This window comes from Candidatus Latescibacter sp. (assembly GCA_030692375.1).
In the GTDB taxonomy this organism is placed as follows: domain Bacteria; phylum Latescibacterota; class Latescibacteria; order Latescibacterales; family Latescibacteraceae; genus JAUYCD01.
On sequence record JAUYCD010000050.1, the window covers coordinates 1 to 9,818 of the forward strand.

Genomic DNA, 9,818 nt, shown 5'->3' on the forward strand with positions numbered 1-9,818 from the left:
CTTGCTTAGATTATTTACGTAACAAAACTTTTTTTATCCCAAACGATGAAAGTCCCCCTTCGGGGGATTTAGGGGGCTGCCTCTCAAAGAGTTATCTCATTTTGCACTGCAAAATTTACCAACTAATTTGGAGAAGAGCCAATTATTCTTTGTCCTTTCATTTGACAGTAAACACAGCTTCTGACTGGCAGCCGGTTGCCGCATCGCGCGCTTTCAGACTCCACATACCTGCCTGATCATTCATTGCAAAAGGAACCTTCGCCTCGGCTTTGCCGCTCGGCGCAAGAAGGTTCATGCTGTACCAGGGCTTGACAGAGCCTTGCGGGTCGCGGAGCTCGATATGGATGACATGCAGGCCGGGTTTCCCACCGCCGGTTTTTATGGTGAAGGACAGAGGAAGATACGCTCCGCGGGAAACCTGTTTGGGTATCTCGATATTTATTCCTTCTACCCGGTAAGGCATGAGCGAGAAAAGGAGCGCCCTTGCGGGTCTTATCATTTCCGTTACCGTGTCGGTTTTGCCGTAATACGCTCCATTCCTCGCATTATACACGTGGCTGACAGACGGGAGTTTTATCTGCGCTGTCTGCGGCTCGAGATTCTCCGTTTCATGGCTCCGCAGAATACCGAGATACCGGTTATCGCCCTCTGAGAATTCCATCGTTTCTGTCGCTTTAATCTCTCCCGAACCGGTTTCAATTATTACACGCGGCTCAATTCCGGCGCTATGCATGCAGGATCGAATGAGCTGCCGAAGACCGTCATCGGCGCCTTTTTCCCTCAAAGTTCCCTGCGGAGGAAGTGCGTATACCAGCGGAATGGGCTGCGTTCCCCAATAATCGGAAAGATCGAAATTGAAAAGAACCGTATGTCCTTTCCCGTGTTTATTGATTATGATTGCGGGGATACTGTTTACAGACGTTAAAGGCTTACCTTCGCCTGCGGTTGTCGCACCGTCCAATGATCTTTTCGGGATGAAAAATCTTTCCTGCCTTCCGCCGATCGTGCCGGAAACAGAAAGATCTGCAGGATGAGTCCTTCCTCCGTTTGTGCGTCCGATGCCGAAAAGATCATCCAGAACGCCTTTCTCCGAGGGGTTGCCGAAATGACCGTAAAAACCCGGTCTCACATCTGCTATGAGAAGACCCCCTTTATCCACAAATTTTCTGATGGATTTCTCTTCTTTTTCGGTGATTACCTGAGAACATGGAAGAACAAGCGCTTTGTATTTTCCGGAATCGAGAATGCCTTCCTCGATCTGCGGCGACGCGGTAAAATCGTACTGAAATCCCGCATCTTCCAGCAGTGTCACCACATTCATCTGCGCGAAAGGAACGAATGACATGGTGTTATCCAGACTCGAAGCGTGAAGGCTGGACGGCGAATAATGGACCGCGATCCCGTCCTGGCGCCGTTCGCTGTTCATGATGAGCTTCCCGATGCCGGATTTTATTTCCTTGATTTCTTCCAGCGCCCATTCGAAATGGAAAGCGGGTGTCAGATCGGGTGCGAGGGCTGTCATGGCATGCCCTGTCGAAGTACTTCCATAGACAGTCCAGTACCAGCAACTGTTCATGCCATGCAGGAGCATCAGCCAGGGATAGTGACGGTTCTGTTCTTCAGAGCGGTGCGCCCAGTATGAACCCAGCCAGATTCCGGTCAGCGCGTCCTTTCCGGCAAAGCACCGGAGGAATTCACGCTGCTCGGGCTGATCGTATATATTCTGGAGCTTGTTCGCAGTGAAGAGATCGTAAAAATTGTAACCGTGATAGGAGTTCTGGACGTTGGTCCCATCAAATCCGACCCTTGCATTCGGGTCAACCTCACGGATCACATCCCGTCCGAACTTATGCATTCCGGTCATGGAATGTTCCATGAATTCACGGAAGTCTATCCACCGTGCATACTGGCCCGAGCGCAACGCCTCAACCTGCAGGATCGGGCTTACATCCGTCCACGACGGGAACGAGGTTTTCCATATTTTATTCAGGTGTTCCAACGAGTCATATTTTCCCTTGAGATAGTTTCGGAAACTATCCTGGCTGGCAGGATGAAAATCGATGTCGATGCCGCGGATATGGGAAAAAGCGTCATCGAGGTTGTTCTCATCTCCGAGTGAATAACCGACCGGCGAAAAATCTTTTGCCATACGGGCGTATTTCAGAAGCTGGTCACGTTCTTTTTTCAGGTATTGGGGGTCGGAAAGCGATGGATTCCTTACGGGAGCTGTGTCCGTCGGGTCGACTTTCTCGAATATATAACGGGTTACATAGGGCAAAGGCCGTACATTTGCGCGCATGAGCGCCCGAAGATTATTATCCTTTAACCAAAGATCAATGGCATCCACATGGAAATCATCCCATAATCGCTCGCTGAGACGTCGGGTAACATAATCCTCGTTTTCTGCGCCATAATCCCACATGACGAACATGAAATCATCCTGCCCCTCCGCAGGCGCATAGAATTCTCTTTTTTTCGATGATACCATCTTACCGTTTACTCTCAGATCAGCCTGCAATTTCAGGGTATTATGGAGGACATCTTTTAGTGGAAAGCTGAATGGGAGTGTATTTTTTCCGGGAATGACTTTTTGTATATTTCTCAGCAATAGCCTCCCGAAACCGTCAGTCAGGGTTACAGTAACCGTAGAGCCGTCAGCTATTTTCCCTTTTAAAAACACCTGGCCGTTTACTGTTTCACCCCTTTTATAACACTCGCGTCCCGTTGTTACAGAATCAATTCCCGCATCCGAGATCACGGCAAAGGATCCGGAGTACCAGGTTGAGCGGCCTGACTCCGATCCAAGGTGGATATTGAAAAAATATCGTCCCTCGGAAAGCTCGGGGAATTCAAATTCAAAGTTCCCGTTTCGGCCGGAAACTACCGTATCTTTCTGAACAAAGGCTTCGGGAAGGTTACATTGACCCGGTCGGAGAATATTGATGCAGGGCGCCATCCCGCTGCTTTTCCGGGGATCGATGGTGAAACGAATTTTATTCTGTGCGGAGACCTCGAAAGACTTCTGCCACTCGACGTTTGAAATTTCCAGATCAGGTTCTCTTTCGGTCACCCACATGACCGTTCTTATTACCAGCGCAAGGCAATACTCGAAATAAACGGGGTCGCTCACATCATTGGTAAAGCAGCCGCGAAACCCTCCTTTGACTTTCAGATTGGCGATGCGGCCCTTTCCATATTCAGTTACATACAGGAGCTTTTCCCGGCCTATGACCTTCATGACCGGTATATCTTCCACCGGGACAGGATAAAGGATGCGGTCACGCGCCTGAGTGTCGTTGTGGGTTATAGCGGGAGCGATGATGTTCATGCCCATGTCAGGCATGATGAGAAGCCCCATGCCTTCATTCACTTTATTCAAAAGAGCGCTTGTCTCCGGTATAAACGGCAGCACTTTCACGTCAAAACCGGCAAGAATAATCGCGTCCCATCTTTCCTTGAGAAGTTTTTCATATTCGTGGAGACGCGAGTTGAAGCTGAATCCTTCCCAGACCTCATTTTCGCCGGGCGTCATTCCCATCCCGAGTTCTTTATTCGAGTTAACTGCGAAGACCGCAGCATCCATATCCATACGCTGCATAAGCTCAACTGCTTCCCGCATGCCCCAGCGGGGAGCGAGGATCAGCACACGGGGCCTGCCTCCGAGATATGGTTTCGCCCATCTGATGTGGGGGGTTACATACGATTCGATTACCGTATTATACTGAGCGTTTTGATCGCTGGAATACGGCGGGGGATTATATGCGTGTCCGTTCCCGGAAAAGAATAAGGCAGCAACCAGTGTCAGAGGTATCGAAGTAAGTTTAACCATGTTGAGATCACTCCTAAAAAATTAGTTTTTATACATGATGACATATTTTATTGCGTTTCTTTTCAAATAGATGCCGAAACAAGTTCGGCATGACACGTGTCATCCTGAACTCGTTGCCGCTTCGCGGGAACGATAAAACCGTTGCCGCTTCGCGGGAACGATAAAACCGTTGCCGCTTCGCGGGAACGATAAAACCGTTTCAGGATCTAAACACTTACTTGTCAGTGCGCGTCCCGCTAAACTTGCTGCTGCTTCCGCCGGATGCGACGGTTCCTTCAATGGCGCTTCCGTTCACACGGCCGGTGTATTGGGCGTCTCCGGCGCTGAAACTGATCTGATCCCCGCGCAGCCTGCCATTCGCAATCGGTGAGGAATTATTGCCGGACTTGAGAGTACCGGAAATCATCTGGAACTCCTGAGTGAGATTGAGATCTCCCTGCGGCAGCTTCCATGAACCTTCCACTTTTGCGGGCACAATCCATAGAAGGGCCGTATTCCAGGGGGAATCGACATCATCGACTGTGGCGGTCTCATCGGCAGACCAATCTTCCATCGTGAAGGTATTCGATACGATTCGGGTGCAGGGTCTGAGTTCGAGTAACTTCGGGCGCAGCTTAAGATTTATCTGAGGCAAAAGAAACATGGTAATCACTGTAGCCTGCGAGAAATCGCTCTCGAAAAGGTCAGCTTTGACAAATTCGGCTTTGTCGCCGATTCCTTCCTTGGCTGCGTTGCGCTTCGACAGTTCGACCATGTCCGGATTGTATTCGATGCCCAGCGCCCGGGCGCCGCGTTTAACGGCAGTGATAACCGTGCGCCCGTCGCCTGAACCGAGGTCAATCACGAAATCCTCCGGTGTGACTTTCGCTATATCGAGCATTTTTTCCACAAGCGCCTGCGGCGTCGGAACCCACACCACATCCTTGCCTCTCTGGCCGACCTGCGGCTGGAATTGTTCTTTCTGCTGCTGCGCCTGGAGGAATGCACTCGAAACTATCAAGAGCGGACAGAGCGCCAACAACAACCGCCGCGCAAACTGCGGTGCATTCATATTTGTTCTCCCTCCGTACGTTGATTAAAATCATGATCATGTTATAAATTTTGTCTATAATACCTATTTTGAAATTACCTTCAAAATAGTTTTTTCGGTTATGTCATTAAAAAAGGTTAATCATATTTTGAGATGCCGAAACAAGTTCGGCATGACACGTGTCATCCTGAACTCGTTGCCGCTTAGCGGGAACGATAAAACAGTTTCAGGATCTAATAATGCAATCACGGCGTAATACAGTATTTTCCCCCATATATTTATATGATAAATGTCGGATAAACCTTTCCGTCGTGTCAAGCGTCATATCACCGAGGGGAAAAATAAACAGAAAAGGAGGTACATAATGAAACGGTATCTTGTTTCAGCTCTTGGAGTGACGGCGATAATCGGTTTGATGGCCGCGATCCTCGTTGGATGCGAGCACGAAGAGAAATCCCACATGAAGTGGAAGGGGTACGGCGGACCGGCAAGAATGGAGATGGGCCGGGTTCCGATGATGAGTGGTGGTCCCATGATGGGCAGAGGCCAAATGATGGGCAGACAGGGACCTGGAGCAGGGAAGGCAGAGATGTATCTAATCCATACTCAAGACCTTAAGCTCACAGACGACCAGGTGAAGAAACTGAAGGACCTCCAGACCTCATTCCTTAAGGACATGATCGACAAGCGGGCGAAACTTGCTTCCTTAAGGGTCGATCTAAACCAGCTCATGGACATCGATAATTCGGACATGGGCGTGGTGGAGAAGAATGTGCGGGCAACCCATGAGATAAGCGCTGATCTCGAACTCGCCATCATCAAAGGGAATAAGGCGGCCGACACTATTCTCACTGCAGGCCAGAAGAAGATGGTCAAGGACCTGGCCGGGCGCATGCTCCAAAATCGACCGATAAAGGATATGGGCGGCAGGTCTGGCATGATGATGCCAAACCGCCAGGGACAAGCTGGCCGGCCGGCACCTTCGCCTTATTAAGCTGGTTACGGTTCCTTAGTTTTGCATGCAATAAAAGTTCCACCTGATGGTCTTCTATCGGGAGTGGTGAGACAAATATAAAAAAAAAGACGTTCATGCGAGGGAACGTCTTTTTCTTTTTAGTGCTGTGTCTTTTGGTTTAAACAATGGTATGCACTGTATGCACGAGAGAAAGAGAAGTGATCAGCAAATAATTGCCGACGATTATGAAATACAACACGGCGGCGGCGAGAGCGGCGATTTTCGTTTTCATGGTTTTCCATCCTTCCAATTATTGTTTGTGATTGACTTATCGACTGACTTTCTGGTATATAAGACGCTGTTTTGTACGGATTCCTTTCAAATTTTTATTAACCCGGAAAATTCACAAAAGTGGATTTATATTTCTATGTCTTTTACACTACAGCCCCCTAAATCCCCCGAAGGGGGACTTAAAAACTGCAAGACAACATAAGAACAGATGAATTAGTTTATAAAAAACCAATGTGTTATATCCTTATCCAGTGAAAAGTCCCCCTTCGGGGGATTTAGGGGGCTGACTTCCAAGTTATGCTATAAGTATTAGTTTATTAACTAGTTATAAGAATTGTTAAGTAAGTTTATGAATAATCAGGGTTGAGAGAAAATAAGTTACTTTTTTTAAAATATTTCATTATAATGTTCTCTATGATGAGCTTTATGCAAAAGTCATCTGTTAAGGATTCGCAGACCGAAGATTGTTTATCCCTTCGTTTGGGGAAAACTTCTTTTAGGAGGTATTATGCGACATCACTTGATTCTAATGGCCATCCTCTCTATGATGTGCATTCCTGGAATGCCTTTGGGAGAGGAGAATGAGATAAAATATACAGGTGTAAGCCAAAGTAATAAAATCAATGGGGGATGGAATTATCTCTTGGCCACTACCAGGGGGGATATTGACCGGCGGGACAACAGAATCGATACCTTTGAGAAAAATACCATTACACGCGGCCTCGCATGTAATTCTTTCAATTCCATAGTCATCGATGAACAGGGAATTAAATGGTTCGGAACATCTGAGGGAGTAACGAGGTTCGACGGCACAACATGGAAAACCTATACGGAAACGGATGGTCTCATCGACAATTGGGTAAATTCCATTGCCATAGACGCCAAAGGGGTAAAATGGTCCGGAACGCTGGGCGGTGTATCGAGATTTGACGGCTCGACCTGGAAATCCTATACGAAAGCAGACGGCCTTGTCGACAATTGGGTCTATTCCGTTGCCATAGATACAGAGGGAGTCACATGGTTCGGAACGATGGGAGGGGTATCGAGATTTGATGGCTCGACCTGGAAAAACTATACCGAAAAGGACGGTCTCGCTGACAATTGGGTCTATTTCATCGCCATTGACCCAAAGGGAGTGAAATGGTTCGGAACATGGAAAGGCGGAGTAACGAGTTTTGACGGCGTGTCATGGAAGACATTCACCACAAAAGACGGTCTCGCAGACAATGAGGTCCACTCCATCGCCATAGATGCCAAGGGAGTCGCATGGTTCGGAACATTGGGAGGGTTAACGAGGTTTGACGGCGCCTCATGGAAGACATTCACCACAAAAGACGGGCTCGCCAGCAATTCTATCAATTCCATTAACATCGACGCGCAAGGGGTCAAATGGATAGGGACTTCAGGGGGTGTAACGAGATTTGACGGCGCTACCTGGGAGACTTCTACAATCAGAGAAGGCCTTGCCAGCAATTGTGTCTATTCAATCGCCATAGACCCGCAAGGGGTAAAATGGTTCGGAACCGTTGACGGGGTGTCAAAATATTAATCTTATACGGTTATGTCGTTAAGTTAGCAAAGGTGATCATCCGAAAGTTAATCCCCCCTACCCCCCTTATTAAGGGGGAAAAAGAAAATTGTTCCTATTTCTAAAAGGCTTATGAAAAATCCTGTTTAATTGATAGATGCCGAAACGGTTTCATCGTTCCCGCCAAGCGGCAACAGGTTCGGCATGACGTCATCCTGAACTCGTTTCAGGATCTAAATGATAATAAAAACCATCTTTTTCACAAGCCTTCTTAGTAGACAGTTATTAGGATTTGACAGACCCTCTCCCTAAATTCCCCCCTTAATAAGGGGGGATGCCGAAGGCAGGGGGGATTTTTAAAGACACAGGAGCACTCAACTTCTCTTATTTACTGTATGTTACTGACTTAACAACATAACCGAATAATCTTAAGATTTTACTCCCGGATACTAACAAACCGGGCTATTGCTCTATTTCCTTATCATGGTTGGCGCCCTTGACCATATCGTAAGCGTGGGGGATGATATCCAGTATCGCTTCCAGAGATTCTCTAACCCCTTTCGGGCTGCCCGGCAGATTTATGATAATGGAATTTTTCCGTATTCCGCTGATTCCTCTCGAAAGCATGGCATTTCTGGTCTTCTTTAAACCTTCCAATCTCATCAATTCCGGTATCCCGGGGATCGATTTCTCTATAACCTGTCCGGTAGCTTCCGGTGTTACATCCCGGAGGCCAAAGCCGGTGCCGCCGGTTGTAAAAACGAAATCCGCTCTTATGTCATCACAGTAAAATCGCAGTTTCTCAATTATTAGCTCCAGTTCATCAGGGATAATATCATACTGGATAATCTCTCCCTGAATCCCTTCGATCATGTCTATAATAATCTTGCCGCTCAGGTCATCTCTTTCTTTCCTTGAACATCGGTCGCTGATGGTTAAAACTGCGATTTTATACATTTACAATCACCTTGATCTCATCACCAGTTCCAACTTCTCCGCCCTTTATAATCCGAGCGAATATGCCCTCCCGGGGCATAATACAATCGCCGGTCTTACGGTATATAGCACAATAGGTATGGCACTCCTTGCCAATCTGGGAGATCTCAAGCAGCGCCTCCCCGCCGACCTTTAATCTGTCCCCGATTTTCAGGTCTGCCAGCCTGACACCCTCGGTGGTGATATTTTCCGCGAAATCTCCCGCTTTTAAAGCCGCCTGCTTTTTTATCCGTGCACATTCCTGCTGCTTTCGTATACTCTCGATGGAAAGCAGGCTTACCTGCCTCAACCCGCCTGCAGCATGTGCATCGCCGGCCAAACCCATTCCCTCTATCAACAAGGCTTTGGGAATGGGTGTCTTGGATGTGCCTTTGGTTTTGCTGGAATTAAGTGAAAAAACAACCCCTTTGTTCATGGATTTTTCTTTCTTTTATACTCTCCGCTCTTGCCGCCGCTTTTTTCAAGCAGGCATATTTTTTCAATTTCAATATCATGAGAAAACATCTTGCACATATCATATATGGTTAATGCAGCAATCGCGCAGGCGGTCAAAGCCTCCATCTCCACTCCTGTTTTTCCCTCGGCGTTCACCCTGGAATCGATCCTTATCCCCTCTTCCCCCAACTCAAAGTCCACACCGACATATTCCAGGCCGATAGTGTGGCAAAGGGGGATCAAATCTGCTGTTTTCTTTGCCCCTGCTATTCCGGCAATACGGGCAGCCTCAAGCACATTTCCTTTTGGCATGTTTTCACTTTTTATCTTCGCGATAATGTCTTTATCCAACCTCACAAAGGCAGTGGCCCTCGCCTGTCTTTTTGTGATATCCTTGTTCCCTATATCCATCATGCGTGTATCGGTTCCCACATCAGCCTCCGATGCTGCTCATCTCAATTTGCGGATGATTACCCATATCTTTTCTGTATTTGCCCTTATCCGTCAAAATATCCTTGATATATTCGACCAATTCCGATTCGCTTCCACTTCCTTTAAGCCTTACTTTCCGGATACCGTTTTGTACAAATGCTCTCACTGCCCTAGTGTTAAGTCAATCAGATAATGTCTGGTGCTGGAGTTTCTTTTTCATTTTACCCCCTTAAAAAGGGGGTCGCCGCTCAAGCGGCGGGGGGATCTTTATTCGCCGGGAAAAAGAAATCCCCCCTGCCTTTGGCATCCCCCCTTGTTAAGG

Annotated in this window: 7 protein-coding genes; 2 read left to right on the forward strand and 5 right to left on the reverse strand. The window is 47.7% G+C overall.

Going from position 1 to position 9,818, the window contains the following annotated elements:
• Positions 1–157: 157 nt before the first annotated feature.
• Together Q8O92_03265 and Q8O92_03270 are read right to left on the reverse strand one after the other, a co-directional pair.
• Positions 158–3,829, reverse strand: coding sequence for a beta-galactosidase (locus Q8O92_03265; GenBank protein ID MDP2982333.1), 3,672 nt, complete (start codon positions 3,827–3,829; stop codon positions 158–160).
• Positions 3,830–4,043: 214 nt separating this feature from the next.
• On the reverse strand, positions 4,044–4,880 hold the full coding sequence (locus tag Q8O92_03270) for a class I SAM-dependent methyltransferase (protein ID MDP2982334.1): 837 nt from the start codon (positions 4,878–4,880) through the stop codon (positions 4,044–4,046).
• A gap of 343 nt (positions 4,881–5,223) precedes the next feature.
• On the opposite strand from Q8O92_03270, the gene Q8O92_03275 reads away from it, so the two are divergent.
• A complete protein-coding gene (locus tag Q8O92_03275) occupies positions 5,224–5,853 on the forward strand; it encodes a hypothetical protein (GenBank protein ID MDP2982335.1) in 630 nt (209 codons plus the stop codon).
• 760 nt (positions 5,854–6,613) lie between these two features.
• The gene (locus Q8O92_03280; GenBank protein MDP2982336.1) at positions 6,614–7,654 is read left to right on the forward strand and encodes a two-component regulator propeller domain-containing protein; all 1,041 of its coding nucleotides are present in this window, start codon (positions 6,614–6,616) and stop codon (positions 7,652–7,654) included.
• A gap of 441 nt (positions 7,655–8,095) precedes the next feature.
• On the opposite strand, the gene Q8O92_03285 is transcribed toward Q8O92_03280, so the two are convergent.
• Genes Q8O92_03285 through moaC form a run of 3 tightly spaced genes read right to left on the reverse strand, consistent with a single transcriptional unit; the run spans position 8,096 to position 9,496 of the window.
• A complete protein-coding gene (locus Q8O92_03285; GenBank protein ID MDP2982337.1) occupies positions 8,096–8,590 on the reverse strand; it encodes a MogA/MoaB family molybdenum cofactor biosynthesis protein in 495 nt (164 codons plus the stop codon).
• Entirely contained in the window at positions 8,583–9,044 is a 462-nt protein-coding gene (locus Q8O92_03290; GenBank protein MDP2982338.1) for an MOSC domain-containing protein, read from the reverse strand. Before Q8O92_03290 ends, Q8O92_03285 begins: the two co-directional genes overlap by 8 nt.
• Entirely contained in the window at positions 9,041–9,496 is a 456-nt protein-coding gene (gene moaC / locus Q8O92_03295) for a cyclic pyranopterin monophosphate synthase MoaC (GenBank protein ID MDP2982339.1), read from the reverse strand. Before moaC ends, Q8O92_03290 begins: the two co-directional genes overlap by 4 nt.
• Positions 9,497–9,818 lie beyond the last annotated feature (322 nt).

What these genes read in the sequence shown, in the direction of transcription:
- Q8O92_03270 (MDP2982334.1), bottom strand. Translation starts at nt 4,880, where the DNA reads ATGAATGCACCGCAGTTTGCGCGGCGGTTGTTGTTGGCGCTCTGTCCG.
- Q8O92_03290 (MDP2982338.1), bottom strand. Translation starts at nt 9,044, where the DNA reads ATGAACAAAGGGGTTGTTTTTTCACTTAATTCCAGCAAAACCAAAGGC.
- Q8O92_03285 (MDP2982337.1), bottom strand. Translation starts at nt 8,590, where the DNA reads ATGTATAAAATCGCAGTTTTAACCATCAGCGACCGATGTTCAAGGAAA.
- Q8O92_03275 (MDP2982335.1), top strand. Translation starts at nt 5,224, where the DNA reads ATGAAACGGTATCTTGTTTCAGCTCTTGGAGTGACGGCGATAATCGGT.
- Q8O92_03280 (MDP2982336.1), top strand. Translation starts at nt 6,614, where the DNA reads ATGCGACATCACTTGATTCTAATGGCCATCCTCTCTATGATGTGCATT.
- Q8O92_03265 (MDP2982333.1), bottom strand. Translation starts at nt 3,829, where the DNA reads ATGGTTAAACTTACTTCGATACCTCTGACACTGGTTGCTGCCTTATTC.